The organism is Singulisphaera chitinilytica (assembly GCF_049331405.1).
Lineage (GTDB): Bacteria > Planctomycetota > Planctomycetia > Isosphaerales > Isosphaeraceae > PoT.
Genome location: NZ_CP186274.1, coordinates 5528996 through 5551880 on the forward strand (window position 1 = coordinate 5528996; position 22885 = coordinate 5551880).

Here is a 22885-nt window from a genome sequence, read left to right on the forward strand (position 1 = left end):
GGTACGATGGCACCGCGGATCATTTGAAGATGCAATTCCTCCCCCTCGACCGAGGCGGCATTCGGGCAATCCCGATCGAGATACCAACGCTCTCGGACCCGCCCTCGCTTCGATCGACGACCGAGCATTGAAAAGGCCGAGGCATGACAGAAATCGCTTCGGGCGACGCGCGTCATTTCTTCATCGTGGGACCGTTGCGCACGGGGTCGTCGCTCCTCACGCGGTGCATCGACGACCACCCGGATGCAATCTGCCTCTGCGAGTCGGAGATCAACCGGGCGCTCTATCCCGAGTACGTGCTGCAATATCACACATGGCGGATGATGGCGCATGGGGTCAAGCAGTCCGATGCCATCGCCCTGCTCGACGGGAAGAAGCAGGACGACGTCGGGAGCCTCATGCGTTGGTATCGAGACGTGTTGCCGAAGTTGTGCCACCTCTACGGCAAGGAGGGGGTCAGCGTCCTCGGCGACAAGAGTCCCGACCTCTTCCGCAACTCGCCGCTTATTCGCCATTTCTCCGCGAATTATCCGCTGATTTACACGGTCCGCGACCCTCGCGCCATCCTGTCCAGTATCCTCGCGCAGGACGATGCGACGCCCGAAGACAAGCAGGAGCGATGGGAGAATCTCGCCCTGAACTACCTGGCGTGGAAGCCCTACCTGTCCGAATCGAACATGCTCATCGTGCGTTACGAAGACCTCATCGTCGATCCGATAGAGACGATGCAGGGCGTCTACAAACACCTCGGATTGCGGCCTTCACGCCGATTCATGATGCCCTTCCAGCGATCCTATCCCGAACGCTTCCTCTGGATCACGGCGATCGATTGGGAAACCGGCGTCATGAGGGATTTCGATGCCACCAAGATGACCTCCTGGAGAAATAAGCTCTCTCAGGAGCACCTCGACCAGGTCCATACGAGTGAGGTCGTTCGTGAGTTCATGGATCGATTCCACTACCGAATCCAACCCTGAATCATTGAACTCAATGGATTCCTCCAGGTTCGCTCGGCTCATCGACTTGCGAGCTTTCCCTTCACATCTTGCGTTCGCGGGGGAATCGGCTCGCGAGATCATCCCCGACGCCCGAGCGGGACATCGAGACGGCGGCGAACGCTTCCCTGGCCTCGACGAACAGCCACGTCCCGGCGGGCAGGAATAAGAAATCCCCAGGATTGAGTACGGCGTTCAGGATCTGTGGCTGATCCAGGGCCGGGGACAGCCCGGATTCCGGAGCCATGCGTCCATCGAGCTCGGAGGCCTGGTCGTGGGTATTCTTCATCAGGGGCGAATCCCACGAAGGGACGATCCTGACCCGGATATGGCCGATCACCTGGGCAAGGTACTGATCTTTCACGAGATCGCGAAATGGCGAGATGCTACCCCTTTCGCCAAGCAGTAGTGTTTGCTCTAAGACCGGCGAATCTGCGACGAACTCGGGGATCGAGCCCAGTCGATGACTGAACTCCTCTAGGATGGGATGGTTGTGGGGGCCGTCGAGCAATTTCAGGACGTAGTTCTGACCGGGCGCGGCCCCTCGCATCCTCTCGACGTGGCCTAGCAATGTCATGCCAACCGGATGCCCGTCCTCACCCTGGGTCGAATCTACTTCGAGGGCGACCATACAGCCCCCGTGTCGACGCAGCAACTCCTCGAAGGTCCAGCGGGATGATGCGTCTCCTACCTCGAACATGCCAGACATGATAACCGGCCGCCCCGTCGATTCATGGGCCTTGAGGAATTCCTCTCGCGAGAGTCGGCTCCTGCGCTCGAGGCGGTTCGATCCGGGGCGGAGGCGTTGTAGTTTGCGATAAGTGGCGAGTTGCCAGTCTCGCTTCTTGAGGCGGTTGCAAAGCCGTTGTGCCCCCCAGAAATAGGGGCTCTGCAAGGCGTCGCGGATCTCCGCCGCCGCCTGCTCGTGGGGGATTCCGCGGGCGGCCATCGTCGCTTCCATCGTGTTCGGCGAGGCGCCGAGCATCAGATTCTCGGCGATCCAGCTCCTCCACCCATTGTCGACGCCCCGGACCGGCGGGGCCTCGAGCTTGCCGACGGCGGCATAGCGGTCGGGTATCTCTTCGGCTCGCGCGGGACCGGCTTCGGCTTCGGCCTCGTCGACGGCGAGCAGGGTGACGTCGAAATGATAGTGGGCTAGGCCCCTGCCCGATCGCTGCTGGCTTGTTGCAGAAAGAGCCAAGGGCTGAGATGCGGGCGAGGTCGGCTCCCCGAAGAGATATCGGCGCAGGACTTCCATGGCCTCGGATCCGCGAATCAAGGCTTCCCAGAGATTTCCAGGGTGATCGAAGAACGGGCAGAGCGTCATGCGCTCGTGACGGGCCAGCCAGTAAGCGTGGAGCACCCCCAGAGGCACGGCCTCCTCATGCTCGTTCCGGTGCTGCGTGCCGTAGAGGATGAAGGCCGAGCCCTGGAATCCCGACTCGGCGGCCAGGCTCGCCACGTCATAGCGTCGTGCCAGCATGGGATCGGGCAGCTCGCGGAGTTGAGCCTGCCAGCGGCGGTCGTTGAGGAGTGCCAACTCCTCGGCGATCAGGTGGGCGACGGGCTCGACGGCCACGATCCGAGCCGCCCGCAGGAGGATCCCATAAACCAAGGCCGCGTGAGCGCCAAGCCCTGTGCCAAACGTGATCAGATGAGAAGGATTAATCTCGGCGATCAGGCCTCGAAGTGCGTCGGCCGCCTCCTCGATCGAATCGCCGAGGCCGGGAATACCCCGGTAGTAGCCGAGTCCCTCGCCGTCTCGAACGAGGATCCGGTGGAAGCCTTGACCGGACTGGCCGGCCATTTGGCTGAGGATGTTTTCATGTTCGAATGTAGACAGGGTCTCGCCTTCATTGCAGAAGCCGATGACAAGGGGACGGTCGGCACCGACCTTTTGCACCTGGAAATCCGCAAGGGTTTGCCCGCAATCCCGTCTCAGCCCTGAACTCACGATTGGGCCAGCGGCCATGCGGGAGCCTCCCACGAATTCCAGGCGTTCGTCGGAGACTCGAGCGGTACCGAATCGCCGATATCCGAAGTGTCGAGCTTCAGCAGCCGAGACATCGTCTCGTCGATGTGGCCGTGATCGATGAGCCACTTCACGAGGGTGTGCCCGGAAGCCGGCCAGGGGTGGAGGAACGTCTTCTTGTAACTCGCGATCCGGAACGCGTGGAGTGCATCGAGATTGCTCGAGACCCCGTCGTCATGCCCCGGATGGGTGCCATAGAGGACGTGCAGGTCCCCGCGGAATGAGGGATCTTTGAGCATCCGAGGCAGATCGTCGTAGAGCGACTTGGGCGGGTTGGCCCGCAGGTCGTGCATCACCCGCAGGAAGCGTCGATCTCCCTGGCGGATCGCCTCGTCGGGGTCGAGATGCGACAGGGGGACGAATGACAAGATACGCTCCGCCCCGAGCAAGACGCCGAACATGATGGCCGCGTATCCCCCCATGGACTGACCGATCGTGATGACCCGGGTCACCCCCATGGACCGGATCAGGCCGCGGAGCGTCCCGGCGGCCTCATCGACGTGCCGGCCCAGGCCTGGAATCCCCCTGTGGTACCAGGAATTGTGGATATCCCTGATGAAGAGATGATTGAAAACCTGGCCCGATTGCAGCTCCTGCTTCTTGATGCGACCGAAGAAGTCGAAATTGGGGGTCTCTTTCCAGTTCACGAAGCCGAAGCTGATGATCAAGGGCCGGCCGGGGTACACCCGATCGATGAGGCAGCCCACGTGTGGGTTCTTTCTCGCCGACTTCAGGGCCGCCATGCTCAGCACGGGCAGGTTATCGAGCGCCTCCGCTCCCAGCGAAATGCGTGACATCAGCAGTGTCCTCTCGGGCCCTTCCTCGACCGTCGGCGTCGGCGACGCGGAACGCAGGAGCCATGCCGGCGAGGTCGCACGCCCGATCTTCTTGGAAGCCCATCATGCCGATCTTCGTGGAACACAATTTCCGGCTCCGGCGATCAGACCTCGTGATAGGTCGAGTAGAAGCTCGAGAAGCTGTTGTCGAAGATGAAGTTGGTGAACGAGACGGTCACCGAGATGTCGAGTCCCTCTACGAAATGCAGGCAGCCGATCGGCAGGAAGAGGATCTCGCCGGGGCCGATGACGCACTCCAGGATCTGCGGCTCGTCGAGGGAGACATCCCGCGTCGGCGGGGTCTTGCGGCCGTCGATGTCTGAAAACACGTGGAAGTGGTTCTGCATCAGCGGCAGGTCCCACGATGGGGCGATCTTCACCCGCTTGTGGCCGATCACCTGCGCCATGAAGTTGTTTGTGAGGTCGTGGTGGAACGGCGTAATCGTCCCCGCGGGGCCGATCCAGAGGAACCCGCCCATCGGGTCCTGCCCGTTGAGATATTCGGGGATCTGCACGATATCATTCCACAACTCGGGAAACGCCTTCTTGTTCTTCGAGTTATTGTTCGCCGTGAGGTAGAAGTCGTTGCTGACGCCGGAGTCGCGGACCAGGCCGATGAACTCGTCGAATCGCATCGTGCGGAGGTACTTCTCTCGCTCGATCTCGTAGTTCTCACCTTGGGTGCGGCCGAACTGGACCTCGACCTCGCGGTCGCCGTACTGGCCCGCGAAATAGTCGAGGTTCCATCTCTGCCGGGCCGGCCAGTCTTCCATCATGCCCGTGATGATGACCGGTCGGTTCGTGCTGTAGTAATCCCTGAGGAACTCCTCGCGCGACAGCTTGTGTCGTCTAACGACCTCGCGTGAGTCGGGGTGGAGGCGGTTAATCTTTCGGTATGACGACAGGAGCCATTCCCGCTTCTTGAGCCGGTTGCGGAGCCTGTCGGCCCCCTTGAGGTAGGGGCTCTGGGCGGCCAACCCGACCTCGTAGCTGGCCTCATGTTCGCTGATGCCACGACTCTTCATCGCGGCTTGAATGCTCTCGGCCGACTTCCCCAGGAGCAAGTTCTCGGCGATCCAACGCCTCCACTCGTCGTCGACACGCGGGGGGGCTTCGGCTTCCGGCGTCGCGGCCGCGTCTCGTCGGAGATTCGCCTGGGAAATGGTCACCACGTTAGTCTCTCCATGATCGCCCTGGGCAATTGCGTTGTCGGGAAGTTGTGGCGGGGGAGCTTGCTTGGTTTGCGACGATGTGGGTTCGAGCACCGGACGAGTGCTCGTTGTAAGCGGGCCCTGCTTCTTCGCGGCGGGGAGGCCGATGATGGCCGGGGCCTTCACCTTGGTCATATGGTCGGAGGCAGCCTTCCGGCCCTGGATGTCTCGCCCGTGGAAGTAGTCCTTCTGCCAGCCGTCGGGTTGGACGTCGCCCAGGACCTTCTGCTCGTGGAACTGCCGCCTCGACTCGCTCCACTCGCGATAGGCGCGGGCCACCTCGGGATCGTCGTCGAGCTTCTGATAGGTGACGACGGCCTTCTCCAGGCTCGCCCCGAGATTGACGGAGATGGGGATGGCCTGAAATAGGGGGTCGCCGAACTCGAAGCGCGTCGGCCTGCCCTCCTCCATGAGCTTCCAGTTCATCGTGAACGACATGCGCATCCAGTCGCTCTCGATGACCGCGGTGAGCGGGTGTGCATTCTCCTTGAAGTAATTGGCGGGGCCGGTCACGAGTAGGCGCGACCCTTTCGGTTTCGTTCGGAAGAGGAAGGGTGTGTTCCAGGTGATGATCCCCTGGCCGAACTGGCTGTTGATGAACGGCCCCCAGACGTCTTCTGCGACGTCGAACCGGAATTCGATACTCCCCGGATCGCCCCGGCCGTCCCAGGTCGCCGTGAATCCCACGGGGTTCTTGATCCACCACCCCATCTGGTTGGCGATCGTCAGAGGCAGGCACCGGTAGGCGAACCGATGCGGGGTCGAGTCCATCCACTCCCGCTGATAGTCGGCCCAGCACCAATCCCAGCCTGTCCCATCCGCCCGGTTGGCGTGGAGGATCGAATCATCCACGAGTTGGTAGATATCCACCTCGAGCCTCGCTGGCTCCGCATCGCCGTTGCTCTCGGCCACGGTCTGGCTGGCTTGAGACATCGAAGATGATTCTCCGATTGATGCCGATCGGCCCTGGCTGGAAAGCCAGGGCCGACCGGCGAATGACTAAGGTCAAAACTCGACAGGATTGGACCTATTAGACTCCAGCTACTAGCCGCTAGCCTAGTATCAACCAGGCGTCGGAGTAGGTGTCGGAGTCGGCGTCGGCGTTGGTGTCGGAGTAGGCGTTGGTGTCGGCGTCGGAGTAGGCGTCGGTGTCGGAGTAGGTGTCGGTGTCGGAGTAGGTGTCGGCGTAGGCGTTGGCGTCGGAGTCGGAGTCGGCGTTGGTGTCGGCGTCGGTGTCGGAGTAGGTGTCGGCGTAGGCGTTGGCGTTGGAGTCGGAGTAGGCGTTGGTGTCGGCGTCGGAGTAGGCGTCGGTGTCGGTGTCGGAGTAGGTGTCGGCGTAGGCGTTGGAGTCGGAGTAGGCGTTGGCGTTGGCGTTGGCGTTGGTGTCGGAGTAGGCGTTGGTGTCGGAGTAGGCGTTGGCGTCGGAGTAGGCGTAGGCGTCGGTGTCGGAGTAGGCGTCGGTGTCGGAGTAGGCGTTGGAGTCGGAGTAGGTGTCGGAGTAGGCGTTGGCGTCGGAGTAGGCGTCGGTGTCGGAGTAGGTGTCGGCGTAGGCGTCGGAGTCGGAGTCGGCGTTGGTGTCGGCGTAGGCGTCGGTGTCGGAGTAGGCGTTGGTGTCGGCGTCGGAGTAGGCGTCGGTGTCGGAGTAGGTGTCGGCGTTGGCGTCGGTGTCGGAGTAGGCGTTGGCGTCGGTGTCGGCGTTGGTGTCGGAGTAGGCGTTGGCGTCGGTGTCGGCGTCGGAGTAGGCGTCGGAGTAGGCGTCGGTGTCGGCGTTGGTGTCGGAGTCGGAGTAGGTGTTGGCGTCGGAGTAGGCGTCGGAGTAGGCGTTGGTGTCGGAGTCGGAGTAGGCGTCGGTGTCGGCGTCGGAGTAGGCGTCGGTGTCGGCGTTGGTGTCGGAGTCGGAGTAGGCGTTGGTGTCGGAGTAGGCGTAGGCGTTGGCGTCGGCGTCGGCGTTGGTGTCGGAGTAGGCGTTGGTGTCGGCGTCGGAGTAGGCGTCGGAGTCGGTTGATTCTGATCTGCGGCGGCGAAGAAGTTACGAGCTACTTCCTGACGACTCACGCCAGCGCGAAGGAGGCGAGTCCAGTAGACTTCACCCTGGGCGTCGGGCTGGCGCTTGAGCACGCTGGTATAGAGCGAGTCGACGTATTGCCGATTGTTACCGCGCACATCGACGCCGAGATCAGTGAGCTCGCGGTTCCAGGCGATCACAAACTGCTGACGGACCGCGCTCGGGGAAAGCCCGCCCTCGATTTGGCTCACCCAGTAATTAACCTCGCTGGGCTGAGGCTGGCGGATGAGGATGTTGTTATAAAGGCCCACCACGAAGTTCGTGAGCCGAGGGTTATTGGCCTGCGCCTGGATTTCGGGCTGCGATTGTGCCGCGAGATTCGAAACGGCGGGTTGCGGCGGGGTTGCCTGCACCTCCGGCAGCCCCTGGCCCGATAACAGCGTCCTATCCTCGAGCCAGAAGCTCGGGGTCGGCATGCGCCGTTTCGGCCGAAACAGGCTTCCAAATCGCGTCACGCGTAACGCCCGTTTTAATTTTCGGAACATAAGCCAACCTCCTCCAAAGGAGCTCGGATGGGTGTAGGGTCGAAGGTGTACAAGGGGGAGTGGGTGCAATACCAGGGGATGGAGAGGTTAAGCAAACTTCGCGCCTTCAATCAATTCGCAAGGCGATTCTGTGATAGGTTGATTAGATTTTTCAACACATCAAGAAAATAATTAAGGATCACACCTCGAGCAAACAGGCTCGACAGATAAGGTGACGGCATAATCCTGCTCAAAATCGCGAAAGGCTTCACGCATAAATTGCAAAATATCCAAGAGACCGCCAATGTTCGATCCCGCATTCGATAGCTGCTCGAGTTTCGATTTGAACTCGCTTAGCAGCAACCCTGGAATTGCAGCTCTAAAACCCCAGTTATTCATAAACCAATTTTCGAACATAGGCCTTTAGGATTGCCTTTACTCAAGTAAAACTTGGCCTCTCATAGAGATAGAGGTGGACGCAAAAATACTTCATTTTCAATGGGTGAAGCAGGGCCGGCGCACACTTCATTGTTGATGAGTTGGAAGTTACGACAAAGGCTCTGAATCGCCTGAATAATGGCCTCTTACACACGCCCATCGCATCCGACGAGCCTGCAGGCTCGGGACCTGATACCCCGTCGGGCATGATCCGAGCAGCCTGAACGGACCTTGAAAGGCAGCCCTTTCGGGGGCCGGTTCGCACAACTCCTTGCTTATCAACAGTTAAGTGCACGCCGACCCTAGCGGGTGAAGTGTAACCCAATGTGTGTTACAGCTTTAGTCGGGCATGTTCCAGAACGTTTCAAGCAACGCGGTTTTCAGGCAAGGACATGATTTGCCTGCAAGCTCAATGTCCTGTTGGGGCACACCTGAGGCCATACCTGGGATTTCCGGTTCGGCGAAGAGAGTCGGTCGCAGCCTTCTTCGGATTCACATCAAGTTGACACCGGATTGCAAGTAAATCGACGTGATTCCATCATGTGGATGGAGGACGCTCCAAGGCTGAGCCCGGTTCCTGAGCCCATCGAACATACGGGAGCCCATCGACCACACTGCAGAGCCAGTGCCCCTAGGACGAGGCCGTTCAACGCTGACCCCACGGTTCGACGTCCCTTCTGAGATTTCAGGAATGTGACCTGTTCGTCCCGCGCGGCGGTATCCTCGACATAGATCGGGTGCGGGGCATTCGTCCGGCGGTCGGAATTGAAGAGAAACTCGATGCCCGTTACGAAGCCATCGCGAAGGAACGCCCACTTTCGCGCGAAATCCAGGAGGAGCGGAGGCGTGAACCCCAGGGGCTTGCCGTCCCCGCCCGCATCGACCACCACAGTATGATCATCATGGCCGCCCAGCGAGTTCTGGAGCGTCGTGGGCGTCAGCCGTCGCGAGCATCATGGTCGAGCTAAAGCCAGGCCGATGGGACTTCAGATCCACCACCGCCGGCGGCCGACTGCAACTGGTGGCACTGGAACGGGATGCATCTCGGGGAAGAAAGCTGTACTCGGTGCCGAAGCCGCAGGGGCGCCGAGCTACTCTTCATCCGCGTGCCCACGCGGATGCTCCGATCGTAAACGACAGGATAGCGAACCAAGCGAAAATTCAATACATATCCAAGCATTTTGATTTTCAATAAATTACTATTTTCCTGGCGCAGGTTTTGCCTTTGGGACATCCATCGAGGTTGAGGGTCTCCAAGTCGTTTTGGAGATTCCACCTTGGGCGGCAAATGGAATTCCACACACCGAGCCATCCGAGATCGCCCCTTGATGGACAATCCAGGAACTGCAACCGCGATGGTAAACGAAGTCCTGAAATCACCCTCACGCGACTCGATCGCCCGGTCGACCAGCATCGAAGAGACGGCCCCCGCCGCGATTCGTCGCGTCTCATGGGGTGCCGTGCTGGCCGGTGTCACGGTCACTCTGGTGACCCAACTCCTCTTCGGCGTCCTCGGCATCGCCATCGGCGCCAGCACCATCGACCCACTCCATGAAGCGAGCCCGACCTCGGGCCTCGGCATGGGCGCAGGCATCTGGTTCATCGTCACCGGCGTCATCTCGCTGTTCGCAGGCGGCTGGACTGCTGGTCGGCTGGCCGGGATTCCGCGAGCCATCGACAGCTCGCTCCACGGCGTACTCACCTGGGGCATCGCCACGCTGGCGATGTTTTATCTACTGACCACCACCGTGGGAGCAGTGATCGGCGGGACGGCCAGGGCATTGAGCCAGGGGGCCTCCATCGTCGGTCAGGGGGTTGCCTCGGCGTCCCCACAGGCCATGGAAGCGGTCAAGGGCGAGATGAAGGATCGCGGAATCGACCTGAGTTCCATCAAGGAAGACGCCCGGACGATGCTCCGCCAGACGGGCAAGCCTGCGCTTCAGCCCGAGGCCATCGAGGGCAAGGCGAAGGAAGCCAGGGACGATGCGAGGGCGACGGCCGGTACGGCGGCGACCGACCCGCAGGCGGCCGACCAGGAGTTGAATGGGCTCCTCGATAGGCTCTATAACCGGTCCACGGAGGTGGCGAACGCGGCCGATCGCGAGGCGGCCGTCAACGTCATCGTGGCCCGGACTGGAAAGAGCAAGGAAGAGGCCGGTCAGGTCGTGGACCGCTGGGAGAAGACCTATCAGCAGGCCAAGGAGCAGTTGGCAAAGACGAAGGAACGGGCCGCCCAGAAGGCACGCGAAGCGGGAGATGTCGCCGCCCGCAAGGTGGGGCACGCCGCCGGATGGAGCTTCGTTGCCATGCTGCTGGGGCTCGGTGCGGCCGCTTACGGCGGCTTCATGAGCCTGCCAACCGACCTGCGGACCCGGGTCGGCCACACCGTCACCACGCACGGGACGCGTTGAAAGGCGGGCGAAATGGTAGACGCGGTCATCTTCGACATCGACGGGACGCTGATCGACTCCGTCGATCTCCACGCCGAGGCCTGGCAGGTCGCCTTGCGGCACTTCGGCCACGACCTTCCTTTCGAGCGGGTTCGCCACGAGATCGGCAAGGGCGGGGATCATCTGATGCCCGCCCTCCTGCCGCAGGATCTCGTGGACAGCCGAGGCGAGGAGATTGAGAAATTCCGCTCGGAGTTGTTCAAGCGAGAATACCTCTCCCGGGTGCGCCCCTTCCCCGGGGTACGCGAGCTCTTCGAGCGTATCAAGGCGGACGGCAAGAGGATCGCCCTGGCCTCCTCGGCGAAGGGCGACGAGGTCGAGATCTACAAGGGGATAGCCGACATCGCCGGCCTCAGCGAAGCCGAGACCTCGTCGGATGATGCGGAGAGCTCCAAGCCTAACCCCGACATCTTCGAGGCCGCGATGGAACAACTGGGGGACGTGGACAGCGCTGAGGTCGTCGTGATCGGAGACACTCCCTACGACGCCGAGGCGGCATCCAAGGCGGGGTTACGCACCATCGGCATGCTCTGCGGCGGCTTTCCCGAGACGGAACTGCGTGCGGCGGGCTGCTTCGCGATCTATCGCGATCCGGCCGACTTGCTGGCGCGTTATGACGAATCGCCACTCGGTCGCCTGCAAACCTCAACGGCCCCTTGATGGACCTGAGTGGGAGGGGCGGCGCTTCGGTGACGCCCCTCCACGATGCCTCGCGAGTTTCGTTCCTCGTCCGACGTGAGCCTGCACATTCCAATCGAAGTCCTCGAAGATGTTGGAACCCCTTGCTTGGGGCAACCTCATGGGTCGAGAGCCTTTATCGCTGGGGAGTAACCATGTTGGGGATGATGATTGACGCCAGGGCGATCCGCCGGGCGACGGGGTGGCTCGCGGTCATGATCCTGGTCTCGGGTACGGCCTTCGGTCAGACGGGCCGACGCTCGAAGAAGAAGGCGGGTTCCAAACCGGTACAGCGGGCCAAGACATCGCCCGCCGATACAACGGCTGCCGATCGGATCAAATTTAAAGGTGGAGATGAGCTTCTCGGCCAGGTCGAGGATTCTTCCCCGACAGGATCGCTGCTCGTCCTCGCCAGGCGGGAATGGGTGCGGGCGAACCTGCCTGGCCGCGCACGAGAGTGGGAGGCCGCCAACGAATCCATCACCGCCGAGGCCGCATTACAGCGTCGCGAACGCCTGATGGTCTGGCGTCACCAACGCCCTACCCAACCGATGCAGGGTGATCGGATCACGGCCTGGCTCGATCGGGAACTCGTCGCGCCGTCGAAGGCATCGTACTCCACCCCTTTGATCGCCGTACTGATCGCCCCGAACTCGGTTTCGTCCGTTCAGCGGCGCGGAGAACAGGCTGCCAGGACATTGCGTGCCGCCTGGCTTCTCGGCATCCCCGACGCCGAGACCACTCCCCTGGCAACCCTGGTCGATACCATCGCCGGTCGTGGGATGGCCCTTCAAGGGGATGAGCCGATCGCACTCGATCGGGTGGCGCCGCCGGGACCGGAGACAGACGACCATTGGCTGCTACGGCGAGCCGCAACCGAAGCCCTGCACGATGAGGGGCTGCGATTCATCCGCTTCGGTTCGACGATCCTTCCTGAGCCCATCGCCGGTCAGCAACCTGATCCGGCCGCAGGAACGGCGATTGCTGGCGGAGTCATCCGGGACGTGCTCGGCGTGGGCAGCCCCGATCCCCTGGCCGAGCGGCTCCGCGACATCGCCGATCGTGGCCGCATCGGTGCCCTCATCACCCGGATCGAGGTCGCTCCCGATCTGAGCGCGGTCTCGGCCGAATCGGCACTCTACTATCATGGAGCGAAGGGTTGGGCTCGCGGGCCTTGGAGGACTGGCAGCCTCCAGGTCGGTGCGGTCCCGCCGGCAGTCGTGGCAGCGGTCGCCCGCGATCCACAAGTCAGGGGGGTGATGGAGCTCGTCGAATCCATCGGAGGTGGGCTGGTATCGCCCGAGATGAAGGACCGGGGCCTGGTCATGGGCACGACAGCCGGTGGCGCGGTTCTCCTCGCCCGGACGGCGCTAATCAGCTCGCTTACTGGCCTTGCATTGGACCTGACCGAGGAAGCGTCCGCCCGAAGGACCGGGACTAAGCGATAGCATTCGAACCACATTTACAAAATAACAGTATAACCATCTGTATTAGACACCGATAAATCTTACGACACATTACCGCATCCTCCGTGCAGCCCAATATTTACGGATTGCGGCGGCACGTCACGGCGAATCTCATCTCGAGGAGGACGATTCCTCGAAGATGTCCTCCCAAAGTTTCCGCTTGCGCATCACATATCCAAGAATTTCCTCGTGATCGTCCTTCGGCGTGATGACGAGCTTCCGATCGCGTCGAAATGAGCCGAGTATGAGCGCCGTCATTTCCGCGTCGAGTTGCAAAGACCTGCAGGCGTCGCGGATCAGCTCGACGTCCTCACGTGCCGAGATCCTGTTGAACTTCATGATGTTCATCCTTGGAGCTGGCCTCTTCAGAAGCTCCGGTATGTGTCGCGAGTTGAATCGAGGGGAACGACCAGGTCACGGGAATCGAGGGACGTCGGCGGCCGTCCCACCAGTAGAAAAATGAGCCCATCATGCTGAGCAGGAACGTGCCGGCGCGGATGAGGTGACGACGGCGACCGACGGGGACGTAATACGACATGGACGAATCCCTCGGGTGTGCGAAGTGGTGATCTCGGAAAGCAGCAGGCAAGGCTCGGAGCCCGCCAGCACCGGCGGTTGATCGCACCCGTCGCAGATGCTGCTCCGGCCGGCGAAGCGATCGGCGATCCGATCCGTCATGGCCAGGCCGAGCACCGGGATGATGGTCTCCGTGGCGCCGCACTGATTGGCGAAGAGCACTGGTACGCCGAGGTCACGCGCGACCTTCGCGGGGATCTCCGCGGCCATCGGGCCGAGATGGCCCAGCAGCCAGTGCTTCCGGCCATCCTGGCGCGAGGCGAAATCGGGCCAGGCGGCCGAGATCACCGCCAGGTCGATCCGCTCTCGGTAGGCGTCCCAGACGCCCTGGTAGAGCATATCCGCGCAGATCGCCAGGCCGAGTCGCCCCCAGGGGGTCGCGACGACCAGGGCCGACCGGCCGGGACGGCAACGGAACCGCTCCCAGAAGACGAGGTGCCGCTTGCGATAGACGTTGACCGAGCCGTCGGGCAGGCAGAGCGCCAGGGAATTGTGGAGGTGCCGCCCATCACGCTCGAGGAAGCCGGCGGCTATGCCCATCTTCCAGAGCCGGCTCCGGTCGCGCAGGTGGCGTATCGTCGGCCCGTCGCTCGCTTCGGCATACGCCCCAAAAGGGGACAGGAGGCCATATCCGGTATTGAACATCTCAGGCAGGACCGCCAGGGCCACGCCTGCGAGTTTCGCCTCGCGCAGCCAGTCATCCGCCCGGACGACGTTGGCCGAGACCTCCGACAGTCCGGAAGGCATCTGCACGGAAGCCACAACAATTTTCATGTAGATAATACGCTTTCTTGACAGGTCGCGGGCAGCCTGCCTACGTTCAGATCCGGGGAACCCTCGGCCTTATCGGGGGAAGACATTGCCGCACTCTTCTCTCGGGCCGGCACCCGGAGAGGCTCGGCGGGCGGCATCCTCCCCTCCGTCAAGAGGAAGGGTGCCAGACCGCTGTGAACCTCCTGATCCGTCCGGGCGAAGCCGGCGCGCCGGAACAACTCGCGAACCCGGCTTGCGGAGGCGTGGTGGACTTCCCCTTCGATCCCAGCGACGCAGACGTCGTAGATGAACCGGCCCCAGTAGCCATCGCGATGGCCGTCGAGCAGCATCAACCGCCCGCCCGGCTTGAGGACGCGACTCATCTCGGCGACGGCCCGATCCTGGTGCGGATAATGGTGGAAACTATTGGAACAGGTCACCATGTCGAAGGAACCGGCCGCGAACGGCAATCGCTCGCTGTCCCCCTGCACCGCGGCGAAGGGCTGACCACCGGGCTGGGGGCGGAGTCGACCCGCCTGGATCATCGCGGCGACGAGGTCCACGCCCCAGACCTTCGCGAGGGGGAAGGCGTCACGGACCCTCGCGGCGAAGACTCCGGTGCCGCACCCAACGTCGAGAAGCGACCAGGGACGATCGCCGAAACGGTCCCGCAGTCGCGCGATCAGTGCCTCATGCGATGGCGTGAACAGCAGCCATTGCAGGATGCTCCGATCATAGCTCTTGCTCCAGACGGCGAACTCGCGTGCCGCTTCTTCCTTCCGGTAAGGCATCCCAATCCCCTTCGGCCACACGGTGGCGGAGGCAGGTTCAACTTAAATTTTTTGACATGGCATAAAAAATAGCAAAATCTATTCCAAATATCGAAAATCCTTGCTTTTTGGATTTATGGAGGATGCTCGAGGCGGCCTGGCGATCGGCGCGTACGATCGACAGGGTTACCTCGGCGAGATCGATAGACGCCGCCCATTCCAGTCGCGGTCAAGGGCGTCTGATTTCTGATGGCTGGATCGAATTGTAGAGGCCCTGCTCCACATACTTGCGGGCATCGGGGAAGGTGTTGGTGCTCAATTCCGGGAGAATCACGAGGTCCAGCTCGACGAGATGTGGTCATTCGTGGTCACGCCCAGGAGATGACCGAAATCGAAGCGTCGTCAAATTGCACTGCACTGAAATAAAAATGTCGTAACCTGTCGAATGAGCCGGAACGAGATTTGCCTTTGATCCGTCCGGAGCCCCGGCAATCTCGTCGCGTGCCCCCTCATGAATTAGAAGAGATTGAACCATGGAACTCGAAACTCTCCGCGACCTGCTGGTTGAGCAGCTCCAGGATCTCTACGATGCCGAGCACCGCATCATCAAGGCCCTGCCCAAGATGTCCAAGGTGGCGACCTCGCCGGAACTCAAGGCTGCCTTCGACAAGCACTTGAAGGAGACCGAAGGGCAGGTCACTCGCCTGGAGAAGGCCTTCGAACACCTCGGCGAGAAGGCGAAGAAGAAGGCCTGCAAGGCCATGCAGGGGCTGATCGCCGAGGGCGAGGAGACCATCGAAGAGGACGCCGAGCCCGAGGTCAAGGACGCCGCCCTCATCGCAGCCGCCCAGCGGGTCGAACATTATGAGATGGCCGGCTACGGCACTGTCCGTGCCTATGCGAAGCTGCTCAAGGAATCGGCCGTCGTCAAACTGCTCGAGCAGACGCTTGCTGAAGAGAAGGCAACCGACGAGTCGCTGAGCGAGCTCGCCGAATCTACGATCAATCTCAAGGCCTCCGGGGCCGACCGACCGCGTCGTCAACATTCGTGATGCCCGGGCCAGGGAGGTGGAAACCGCCCTGGCCGTCACGCCTTCGTCGGGCGGGATATACCCGAGTCTTTCAGCTCCGTTCACTGCGAAGCGAGGATACCTCGCAGCAATACCAACAAATGCCGACCTACATCTAATGCTATTGAATCATTCACCTCGCTGAAGGCGGACTTTTGGTCCTGCCCGCCTCCATGCTGCCCCATGGCCTGCCCTCGGTCCTGACCCGGAGGGCGGGTTTGACTTGCTCGTGCCAGCTACGACTTTCGGGATCTCAGTCTCGCCCCACTGCGGCCGCAGGCCGGGCCAATCCACTCGCAAAGGTTCTCTGATGCCATTCATGCCTTTCAGTATCCTGGGGATCTGGTTCCGCGGGCTGGTCGCCATCGCGATCATCGCCGGAGGGATCACCCTGCTGAAATACTGGTATGACGACTCACACGTGGTCGTGGCCGAGCGGGTTCCGGCGAGGGTCGAAACGCCGCCCTTGGATGCCGGCGCCCCACGTCGCGAGGTGGTCGTCGCCGTGCCCGCGAGCCGCGTCTTCCGCTTCCGTCCAGGTATAAACCGCGAGACGGGCTACCTCGCGGGGGGCGTGGGATTGCTCTTGTGGGCGAGCCTCGGGGCGATCATCCGCCGGGCCGTCTCGACGATGCTCGGCGGGAGCAAGCCCGTGCAGCCCGGGGCGGCGGACGAACCGCGAGCCGAGCGCACCGGGGAGGTGCACTGGATCAACAGGCCGGACGGCAGCCAGTTGCGGGTCGAATGCTACGGCCCCGCCGATGCCCCTCCCGTCGTCATGACACACGGCTGGGGTTGCAACAGCACCGAGTGGTTCTACCCCAAGAAAGACCTCGCCGGCCAGTTCAGGCTGATCCTCTGGGATGAACCGGGCCTCGGGCTGTCCAGCAAGCCGGACAACAATGACTACCGCCTGGAGAATCTCGCCGAAGACCTCAAGGCGGTCCTGGACTTCGCTGGAGCTCGGCCGGCGGTCCTGGTCGGGCACAGTATCGGCGGCATGATCACCCTGACGCTTTGCAAGACCTCCCCCGAATTGCTGCGCAGCCGCATCGCCGGGCTCGTGCTCGCGCACACCACCTACAAGAACCCCGTCCGGACCACGAAGATGGCGGGGTTCTACACCGCGATCGAAAAGCCGGTCATCATCCCCATGCTCTACGTGACGATCGCGCTCTGGCCGCTCGTCTGGGCCATGAACTGGCTCAACTATCTCAACGGGTCGGCGCACCGATCGACGCACAAGGATTCGTTCGCGGGGACCGAGACGCGGGGGCAGCTCGATTTCTTCGCCCGCTTCGTGCCGCATGGCCGCCCCGACGTGCTGGCGCGTGGGATGCTGGGGATGATCGGCTATGACGCCACGCAGGCGCTCCCGGGGATCTCGGTCCCGACCCTCGTCGTCGTCGGCGATAAAGACACGACCACGCTCTCGGAGGCGGGCCATTACATCAGGGACAAGGTCCCCGGTGCCCGTCTGGTGACCCTCTCACCCGGCAAGCATCTCGGCCTGATCGAGCATCATGGCCGATTCGACGCGGCGGTCGCCGAGTTCGCGGGCTCGTGCCAGGTGTCCGGGGCCACCTTCTGAAGAGTCGAAATGGCGTGATCCACGGTGCCGAGGCCGTCATCCATCGCGCCGGTCACAACGCTGGATCAATCTCCGGAGGGATGCTTTCACCGAACCTTCCCAATCCCAGACCAAATGGCCTAGTCTGCACCCGCAATAGGAGTTAGAGGCTATCCGGTAATTTTCTGAGGCTGGGAAGTAAGTTACGTCACATCAGAATTCGCCGACCTGATAGGCAATGGCGTAGTTTCTGCGGAGATTCTCGCAAGGCAATCGCAGGCAGTTGGGCGTAACTCCTTGACAGATAACATATTTATTACCGGATAGCCTCTTACGCCGTTGAGGGCTTTGGCAATTCATATTTGGGATCTTGCAGGTAACTCTGGACGGAACTGCTCGCCATCGCCAGGCCATCATGGCTCGGCCTCGAGGAGCCATGGCGGCGATTCGGTCGGGGCAAACTGCCCAATGCACGGCGACCGCTTGCGGTGACTTGACGCGAGGGCGCCGGTCACATTCCCACCAGCCTGCCGGCCGAGGGTTCGACTCCTTTTCCCGAGAGTGAGAGCGAAGGAGCACCCAGGAACGCTTCAGCGCAGGCGGGGTAATGCTTCGGAGCACTCAGTCCCGCCGGCGCCGATTTCCGTGGGCTTGAGTAGCAGAGCCGTGATTTCGGCCTGGACTCGGGTTCCTACATGAAAGGGGATTTTCCGACACCTCGAGAACGGCGGTGCCGACGCTCAAAGCCCCCTCTGCCGCACGCAGGAGTCGCATGGTGGAGGTCCAATCGAAATCGCGCCCGGACGCAAGCCGTCATCGTCTTCCGAATCTACCTAAAGTGCAATCTATCCCTGAAATGGCCCCCTAGCTTTCCACCGTAAGCACGTCCTGATTTCTGTAAAAGACCGGTCGTCGCGAAGGACATCCAGCCTCAATGAAGGCGGTCGCGGAGGATCTCTTTTGGGCGATCAGAATGCCCGGGAGAGGCCCCGTTTCACTCTCTTTTTTCAATTGCTTACATATCTTCACATTAACACCGATATAGGCCCGCGAAATCAGCATGGGTCGAGCTAAGGAACACGCGAAAGCGATCAGGCCGAGGGTTCCCTTGATCGTCGGCTCCGTGTTCGACCCATTTAGCTCGTGCCACGCTTCCAGCCCGGCGATCATTTCGGGGCTTGAGTGTCGCCGGGGAACTGGAAACTCGCCTTGCCTGTGATGTCCGAGCTGGTAAATGTCGGGCACCAGAATCTTTCGACATGGCCGACCATCAAAGCCGTGCCGGCGAAATGGCTGACTCCCGGCGGCCGGTCGGGGTTGTACATCGTGTCGGTCATGTCACGCATGAGCGCGACGCTCTTGCCCAGGGCTGTCATCTGGCGAATGGCAAAGGGACGGCCCAGGACGCACATATTCAGATGAACGCCGCATAGTATGACGTTGTCGATCCCGCGGCTTGCGAGGAGGTTCCACACCTCCTGGCCGTCGTCCGTGATCGCGTCAGCCTCGGCGATATCGATCGCCGAGGTCTGCCTCGTCCATGGGGTGGTGATCTCGCACTTGTCCTTGCAGTCGCACCCCATGTCGGAGTCGTCGATCGGTAAGACTCCCTCGCGCTTAGCGTCCGTCCAGTACCAGGCCGTACCCCAGCGTGGGGTCGTCACCAGCGGGACGGGGGTCGGTGAGTACGGGGCCTTCTGGGCCCTCAGTCGCTGCGGCGTGCCCTCGTAGAAGCCTGTCGTGGTGCTCGGCGCGTGGATGATGAACGCACCGCGGGACCTCGCCTCTTTGAGCATCTCGTTCATGGGCCCGGCCATCTCGCCCACGCGCCTGGCGGCCGACTTGCACCAATGTTTGTCCCACATATCGCAGACGATGATCGCCGTCTTGTTGGGCGACCAGGTGACGCGAGACTCGGAGACCTTGCCGTCGGCCTGCGATCGGAATGTCAGCTTGAACGGGCTTTCGTCGGCAAGCGTGGGAATGGGCATGATGACGAGTAGGAGGGCCGAGAGGGAGCTTGCGTGTTGACGGTTCATCGAGTGATCCTCGTCTCGGGATGGCCATGGCCGCAGGGGCGTTCGAGCCATGATCGCGGGAAAGTCTCCCGAAAAACAGGGGCGATTCCCGCGGCCCTGGAAACCAGCGCGAAGGTCGCTACGACCTCAGAAACGTAGCCGCCGATGCGATGGAGACACGGCGAACCATGACGCCGAATTCCAGGCCTTCCATGGCTCACCTCCCGCTCGCCCACCAGATGACGAGGATCGCGGCGACCGTCAGTGGTGCCATGATGAGGGCGGTATTCCGAGCCCGGCGCGAGCGGAAAACGGCATAGGCGGCTTCGTCGAGATAATAACCATCCCCGGCCTCACGGACCGCCCCGGCCTTGATTAAGCGTTGCAAGGCCCTCCTGCCCATCCAGTTCTGATCGGGGATGGGGATGGCGGAGGAGGCGTCCAACGCTTCCCGGAGGTGCTCGACCAACCGGCGTTCCGCCCGCCTGGAGGCGGCCCCTGCGATGGCTCCCGTACTCATCAATGGGCTCCCTTGGATGACCTCGATGACACGGAGAGGATTCGTGCGGGGAGGCGAAAGATTGTCGCAGCCCGCGGGTGGATTGTATCGGCTCACTCGTGGGACGGCACCCACCAAGGCTTGCTCCCTACTCCAAGTTTACCGATGGCGGTCCACTCCAGGACTCGCTGTTGTTCCGGACGTGGATCCCGGAGTCCACGGATCGGATAAGATGGGGTCATCCGCGACGAGCCATCGAAACCAGCGTGAGAAACCCAGCCAATGCCCCGCAAACCCGGCCGCCCCAGACCTCCAGGAAGAAAGGCGAAGCGCGTCCGGCCCCGCGCGCGACGGGCGAGGCTCCTCGAGGAGCCGGCGGTCACGCGGGCCAGGCTCGCGGCGGCCGGGGAAGCGCTGAAGATCCTGTCGGGGCCGCCGACGGCCCCCGGGACCATCGAGCTGGCCCGGGGTATCCACGAGCTGACCGACCGCTCGATCAGGCAGGTCCACTCGGCCTGCCACGACGGGCATCGGGTCGCGTGCCGGAGAGGCTGTACGTATTGCTGCATGTTCCCGGTCGCGGCCTCGGCACCGGAGGTCCTGGCCGTCGCCGCCTATGTACGCGAGCGGTTCGACGAGGGAAGGCGCGAGGAGCTCGATCGTCGGATCGAGGCCAACATCGCGGCAACGGAAGGCATGAGCATGAGTCGAAGGGATCGGGTCAGGATGGATTGCCCCTTCCTCGAAGGGGGCGCATGCTCGGTTTATGAGGTCAGGCCGATCGCTTGCCGGGGATATTCGTCGTACAGCGTCGACGACTGCCGGGAGGACTTCGAGCATCCGGGAACCGGCGTCGACGTGCATACCAACGGCCTCCGCGAGCTCGTCTTCGGGGCCATTCGCGAAGGATTGGCCGTCGCGTGCAAGTCGGCCTCGGCCGAGCATCGGCTCCTCGAACTGGTCCGGGCCTACAGGATCGCCTCGAACGATCCGACGCTGACGGAGGCCTGGCGCAGCCGTCCCGAGGCCTTCGACGCCGCGACCGGCGCGAGGGTCTTCCCAGGCCCGTGGTCGGACGAGCTCGACCAGGAGTTCGAGGCGGTTTACCGGGAGACCGTCGCGGAGTTCGAGGGCAGGGAGTAGGCTACGCCCCGGGTTCCCGGTCACTCGTGGGCCGGCGTCTCGACGGGGATGAAGGCCCTCGCAGGGGCTGGAATTCGGGCGAGCCGTTGCCAGGCCGCCCCGCTCCGAGGCGGGTCTCGCGATTTTTGGGGACCGATACCGATGCGGAAATGGATGGCCCTGGGCGTCGTCGTTTGCCTGGCGGTGGGGATCGGCTTCGCCTCGCTCGCGCCGGGCGGGAAGGAAGCGGAGGTGGCGCGAGGAACAACACTCGTACCTCAGGACCGCCCTCCCCGAGGATCTGCTGCAATTCGCTCACCTCGACGACTCGTCGCTCGAGGCCCTCGCCATCAAGGGGGCCGGGGAGGGATGAGGGCCGAGGTCAGCGTGGACTTCCCTTACGCCAAGGGGGACGCGCTCCGCTACGCCTGAAGCCTCATGATCCCCGAGGCTTCCTGGACGAGGAGCCGACGCCTCGGATCACGGCCAGGGGGCCGACCATGAACAGCGGCTATCAGCATTACTGGAAGCTCGGGCAGTACCGGCATCCCGACATCGCCACCAACAACTGGATCTACGTCGACGCCCTCTCGGCCGCCCACATCATTCCGCCGCCGAATCAGGCGGAGTGAGGAGGCTAGAGCAATCAACGGCGCATATCAACGTTGCTAACGCAATCGCTCCTCATCATCATTTCATTGCAATATATTTTTTCACTTCTGAAAGATCGGACTTCGCAGTGTGGCCAACAGGCAAGAATTCGCGGCCCTTCAGCCCGGACATCGCAAAAACAAAATCTGCTTCGCATTCTTTATAGGTCAAAACATATATAACGCGTTATATATAAAATTCAGACTATTCTATAATATCAATAACAAAATTATAGCATTCGAACAAAAACGTGATTCTTCAGCGAGAGTAATCTCCTTGCCGATTCGGGCTCCCGGATTTTCGGCCGTTTGGCACGAGAATCGTATTACATCGTCCAGCAAGTGCGAATGCCTGTGAATCTCACGACCTGAGCGGGCAATCGCGGGGGTATGGAATGGACGCTCCGGATTGGACCGGTGACAGGGAGTCTACCGATGAGCAGGAGGCTCGAAGCCGTGGATCGTCGTGTGATGGAACGCTCCAGCCGGGTGCTCGCTTGCGTATTGCTGGGGCTGGGGGCTATGACCCCGGGTTGTGCCGGGCTCTCACCCAATCGCCCGGTGGAGTGCAGCCGGCTGGTGAACTCCGAGGAACTCACCGAGGCCGAACTCCACATCAACGGCGGGTTAGGTCTCCAGCGCGATCGAACCCTCGTGGCCGATCGCGATGCCCTCTCGCGAGTCGGTTCCTTCTTCATCGAGCCGCCAGTCTGGGCGGTCGACCAAAGCACGAGGGCCGGGCGAGACGAAGCCTTTCGCGTGATGCTGAGCGCCGTGATGGAGTCGGCGCTCCGGGAGCGTCTCAGCACCATACTACCCGTGGTCGCGAAGCCCGGGCCCACGACGGCGATCGTACGCACCTACATCACGGACGCGCAATTGACCTGGCCTTACATCAGACATATCGGTGTTTCTTACCCTTACATCGCCATGGGAACCGCCGGGGCTGAAGGGGAACGTGACGGGAAATCCTCGCCTGTTGCCGAGAAGCCGACCCTCCGCGGAGGTGCCTGCGTCGAGGCGGAGGTCGTGACCCCCGAAGGCCTTCGCGTCGCGGCGATTTCATGCGATTCAACCGCCGGGCCGCTCGATGTCGCCGGCTTCCTCTTCAGCGACGGGCATGCGAAGAAGGCCATGCAGCGGGCGGCGAAGGAACTCCAGGAAGCACTCCACCCGGCGCCTGGGCGACCCCAGGGATGAGACGATCACCCGCCGTTCTGCC

The 22885-nt window shown here is 62.2% G+C and carries 20 protein-coding genes; 11 read left to right on the forward strand and 9 right to left on the reverse strand.

The window, feature by feature from the left end; translation table 11 throughout:
* Nucleotides 1–143 precede the first annotated feature (143 nt).
* Nucleotides 144–977, forward strand: a complete 834-nt coding sequence (locus ACOYYX_RS22145) for a sulfotransferase family protein (RefSeq protein ID WP_422923761.1) — start codon at nt 144–146, stop codon at nt 975–977.
* A gap of 61 nt (nt 978–1038) precedes the next feature.
* Here the strand turns inward: ACOYYX_RS22145 and ACOYYX_RS22150 are convergent, their stop codons facing one another.
* Nucleotides 1039–2574 carry a cupin-like domain-containing protein gene (locus ACOYYX_RS22150; RefSeq protein ID WP_422923762.1) on the reverse strand — a complete coding sequence of 512 codons (1536 nt, stop codon included), beginning with the start codon at nt 2572–2574 and terminating at the stop codon, nt 1039–1041.
* Here ACOYYX_RS22150 and ACOYYX_RS22155 point away from each other — a divergent pair.
* Complete coding sequence (locus tag ACOYYX_RS22155; protein ID WP_422923763.1) at nt 2551–2943, forward strand: hypothetical protein; 393 nt, start codon at nt 2551–2553, stop codon at nt 2941–2943. The genes ACOYYX_RS22150 and ACOYYX_RS22155 overlap by 24 nt on opposite strands.
* Before the next feature lie 2 nt (nt 2944–2945).
* On the opposite strand, the gene ACOYYX_RS22160 is transcribed toward ACOYYX_RS22155, so the two are convergent.
* From ACOYYX_RS22160 to ACOYYX_RS22170, 3 genes are all read right to left on the reverse strand, one after another.
* A complete protein-coding gene (locus ACOYYX_RS22160) occupies nt 2946–3824 on the reverse strand; it encodes an alpha/beta fold hydrolase (protein ID WP_422923764.1) in 879 nt (292 codons plus the stop codon).
* 143 nt (nt 3825–3967) lie between these two features.
* Nucleotides 3968–6007 carry a DUF6065 family protein gene (locus tag ACOYYX_RS22165; protein WP_422923766.1) on the reverse strand — a complete coding sequence of 680 codons (2040 nt, stop codon included), beginning with the start codon at nt 6005–6007 and terminating at the stop codon, nt 3968–3970.
* Nucleotides 6008–6136: 129 nt separating this feature from the next.
* On the reverse strand, nt 6137–7624 hold the full coding sequence (locus tag ACOYYX_RS22170; protein ID WP_422923768.1) for a DUF4214 domain-containing protein: 1488 nt from the start codon (nt 7622–7624) through the stop codon (nt 6137–6139).
* 1772 nt (nt 7625–9396) lie between these two features.
* Here ACOYYX_RS22170 and ACOYYX_RS22175 point away from each other — a divergent pair.
* The 3 genes from ACOYYX_RS22175 to ACOYYX_RS22185 all read left to right on the forward strand — a co-directional run bounded on the left by ACOYYX_RS22175 (nt 9397) and on the right by ACOYYX_RS22185 (nt 12617).
* Nucleotides 9397–10452 carry a hypothetical protein gene (locus ACOYYX_RS22175; RefSeq protein WP_422923770.1) on the forward strand — a complete coding sequence of 352 codons (1056 nt, stop codon included), beginning with the start codon at nt 9397–9399 and terminating at the stop codon, nt 10450–10452.
* A gap of 12 nt (nt 10453–10464) precedes the next feature.
* Nucleotides 10465–11151, forward strand: coding sequence for an HAD family hydrolase (locus ACOYYX_RS22180; protein ID WP_422923772.1), 687 nt, complete (start codon nt 10465–10467; stop codon nt 11149–11151).
* Between the two features lie 173 nt (nt 11152–11324).
* Nucleotides 11325–12617: a hypothetical protein gene (locus tag ACOYYX_RS22185; RefSeq protein ID WP_422923773.1), complete on the forward strand. Its 1293-nt coding sequence runs from the start codon at nt 11325–11327 to the stop codon at nt 12615–12617.
* Nucleotides 12618–12746: 129 nt separating this feature from the next.
* On the opposite strand, the gene ACOYYX_RS22190 is transcribed toward ACOYYX_RS22185, so the two are convergent.
* The 3 genes from ACOYYX_RS22190 to ACOYYX_RS22200 form a co-directional block, all read right to left on the reverse strand.
* Nucleotides 12747–12974 carry a hypothetical protein gene (locus ACOYYX_RS22190; RefSeq protein WP_422923775.1) on the reverse strand — a complete coding sequence of 76 codons (228 nt, stop codon included), beginning with the start codon at nt 12972–12974 and terminating at the stop codon, nt 12747–12749.
* 129 nt (nt 12975–13103) lie between these two features.
* Nucleotides 13104–13958 (reverse strand): carbon-nitrogen hydrolase family protein, encoded by an 855-nt coding sequence (locus tag ACOYYX_RS22195; RefSeq protein WP_422923777.1) that lies wholly within the window; start codon nt 13956–13958, stop codon nt 13104–13106.
* Between the two features lie 23 nt (nt 13959–13981).
* The gene (locus tag ACOYYX_RS22200; protein ID WP_422923778.1) at nt 13982–14755 is read right to left on the reverse strand and encodes a class I SAM-dependent methyltransferase; all 774 of its coding nucleotides are present in this window, start codon (nt 14753–14755) and stop codon (nt 13982–13984) included.
* A gap of 512 nt (nt 14756–15267) precedes the next feature.
* On the opposite strand from ACOYYX_RS22200, the gene ACOYYX_RS22205 reads away from it, so the two are divergent.
* Both ACOYYX_RS22205 and ACOYYX_RS22210 read left to right on the forward strand, forming a co-directional pair.
* Nucleotides 15268–15786, forward strand: coding sequence for a ferritin-like domain-containing protein (locus tag ACOYYX_RS22205; RefSeq protein WP_422923780.1), 519 nt, complete (start codon nt 15268–15270; stop codon nt 15784–15786).
* A gap of 337 nt (nt 15787–16123) precedes the next feature.
* Nucleotides 16124–17395 carry an alpha/beta fold hydrolase gene (locus tag ACOYYX_RS22210; RefSeq protein WP_422923782.1) on the forward strand — a complete coding sequence of 424 codons (1272 nt, stop codon included), beginning with the start codon at nt 16124–16126 and terminating at the stop codon, nt 17393–17395.
* A gap of 1145 nt (nt 17396–18540) precedes the next feature.
* Here ACOYYX_RS22210 and ACOYYX_RS22215 read toward each other — a convergent pair.
* Together ACOYYX_RS22215 and ACOYYX_RS22220 are read right to left on the reverse strand one after the other, a co-directional pair.
* A complete protein-coding gene (locus ACOYYX_RS22215; RefSeq protein ID WP_422923784.1) occupies nt 18541–19413 on the reverse strand; it encodes a protein-signal peptide and transmembrane prediction in 873 nt (290 codons plus the stop codon).
* 196 nt (nt 19414–19609) lie between these two features.
* On the reverse strand, nt 19610–19912 hold the full coding sequence (locus ACOYYX_RS22220) for a hypothetical protein (RefSeq protein ID WP_422923786.1): 303 nt from the start codon (nt 19910–19912) through the stop codon (nt 19610–19612).
* Nucleotides 19913–20173: 261 nt separating this feature from the next.
* On the opposite strand from ACOYYX_RS22220, the gene ACOYYX_RS22225 reads away from it, so the two are divergent.
* The 4 genes from ACOYYX_RS22225 (at nt 20174) to ACOYYX_RS22240 (ending at nt 22863) form a co-directional block, all read left to right on the forward strand.
* Nucleotides 20174–21034: a YkgJ family cysteine cluster protein gene (locus ACOYYX_RS22225; protein ID WP_422923788.1), complete on the forward strand. Its 861-nt coding sequence runs from the start codon at nt 20174–20176 to the stop codon at nt 21032–21034.
* 141 nt (nt 21035–21175) lie between these two features.
* Complete coding sequence (locus tag ACOYYX_RS22230) at nt 21176–21445, forward strand: hypothetical protein (RefSeq protein WP_422923789.1); 270 nt, start codon at nt 21176–21178, stop codon at nt 21443–21445.
* A gap of 68 nt (nt 21446–21513) precedes the next feature.
* Complete coding sequence (locus ACOYYX_RS22235) at nt 21514–21645, forward strand: hypothetical protein (protein WP_422923791.1); 132 nt, start codon at nt 21514–21516, stop codon at nt 21643–21645.
* Nucleotides 21646–22098: 453 nt separating this feature from the next.
* Entirely contained in the window at nt 22099–22863 is a 765-nt protein-coding gene (locus tag ACOYYX_RS22240; RefSeq protein WP_422923793.1) for a DUF3313 family protein, read from the forward strand.
* Nucleotides 22864–22885: the final 22 nt, after the last annotated feature.

What these genes read in the sequence shown, in the direction of transcription:
- ACOYYX_RS22200 (WP_422923778.1), bottom strand. Translation starts at nt 14,755, where the DNA reads ATGCCTTACCGGAAGGAAGAAGCGGCACGCGAGTTCGCCGTCTGGAGC.
- ACOYYX_RS22190 (WP_422923775.1), bottom strand. Translation starts at nt 12,974, where the DNA reads ATGAAGTTCAACAGGATCTCGGCACGTGAGGACGTCGAGCTGATCCGC.
- ACOYYX_RS22230 (WP_422923789.1), top strand. Translation starts at nt 21,176, where the DNA reads ATGCGGAAATGGATGGCCCTGGGCGTCGTCGTTTGCCTGGCGGTGGGG.
- ACOYYX_RS22175 (WP_422923770.1), top strand. Translation starts at nt 9,397, where the DNA reads ATGGTAAACGAAGTCCTGAAATCACCCTCACGCGACTCGATCGCCCGG.
- ACOYYX_RS22185 (WP_422923773.1), top strand. Translation starts at nt 11,325, where the DNA reads ATGTTGGGGATGATGATTGACGCCAGGGCGATCCGCCGGGCGACGGGG.
- ACOYYX_RS22210 (WP_422923782.1), top strand. Translation starts at nt 16,124, where the DNA reads ATGCCTTTCAGTATCCTGGGGATCTGGTTCCGCGGGCTGGTCGCCATC.
- ACOYYX_RS22220 (WP_422923786.1), bottom strand. Translation starts at nt 19,912, where the DNA reads ATGAGTACGGGAGCCATCGCAGGGGCCGCCTCCAGGCGGGCGGAACGC.
- ACOYYX_RS22240 (WP_422923793.1), top strand. Translation starts at nt 22,099, where the DNA reads ATGAGCAGGAGGCTCGAAGCCGTGGATCGTCGTGTGATGGAACGCTCC.
- ACOYYX_RS22160 (WP_422923764.1), bottom strand. Translation starts at nt 3,824, where the DNA reads ATGTCACGCATTTCGCTGGGAGCGGAGGCGCTCGATAACCTGCCCGTG.
- ACOYYX_RS22225 (WP_422923788.1), top strand. Translation starts at nt 20,174, where the DNA reads ATGCCCCGCAAACCCGGCCGCCCCAGACCTCCAGGAAGAAAGGCGAAG.
- ACOYYX_RS22170 (WP_422923768.1), bottom strand. Translation starts at nt 7,624, where the DNA reads ATGTTCCGAAAATTAAAACGGGCGTTACGCGTGACGCGATTTGGAAGC.
- ACOYYX_RS22145 (WP_422923761.1), top strand. Translation starts at nt 144, where the DNA reads ATGACAGAAATCGCTTCGGGCGACGCGCGTCATTTCTTCATCGTGGGA.
- ACOYYX_RS22235 (WP_422923791.1), top strand. Translation starts at nt 21,514, where the DNA reads ATGAACAGCGGCTATCAGCATTACTGGAAGCTCGGGCAGTACCGGCAT.
- ACOYYX_RS22215 (WP_422923784.1), bottom strand. Translation starts at nt 19,413, where the DNA reads ATGAACCGTCAACACGCAAGCTCCCTCTCGGCCCTCCTACTCGTCATC.
- ACOYYX_RS22205 (WP_422923780.1), top strand. Translation starts at nt 15,268, where the DNA reads ATGGAACTCGAAACTCTCCGCGACCTGCTGGTTGAGCAGCTCCAGGAT.
- ACOYYX_RS22180 (WP_422923772.1), top strand. Translation starts at nt 10,465, where the DNA reads ATGGTAGACGCGGTCATCTTCGACATCGACGGGACGCTGATCGACTCC.
- ACOYYX_RS22195 (WP_422923777.1), bottom strand. Translation starts at nt 13,958, where the DNA reads ATGCCTTCCGGACTGTCGGAGGTCTCGGCCAACGTCGTCCGGGCGGAT.
- ACOYYX_RS22165 (WP_422923766.1), bottom strand. Translation starts at nt 6,007, where the DNA reads ATGTCTCAAGCCAGCCAGACCGTGGCCGAGAGCAACGGCGATGCGGAG.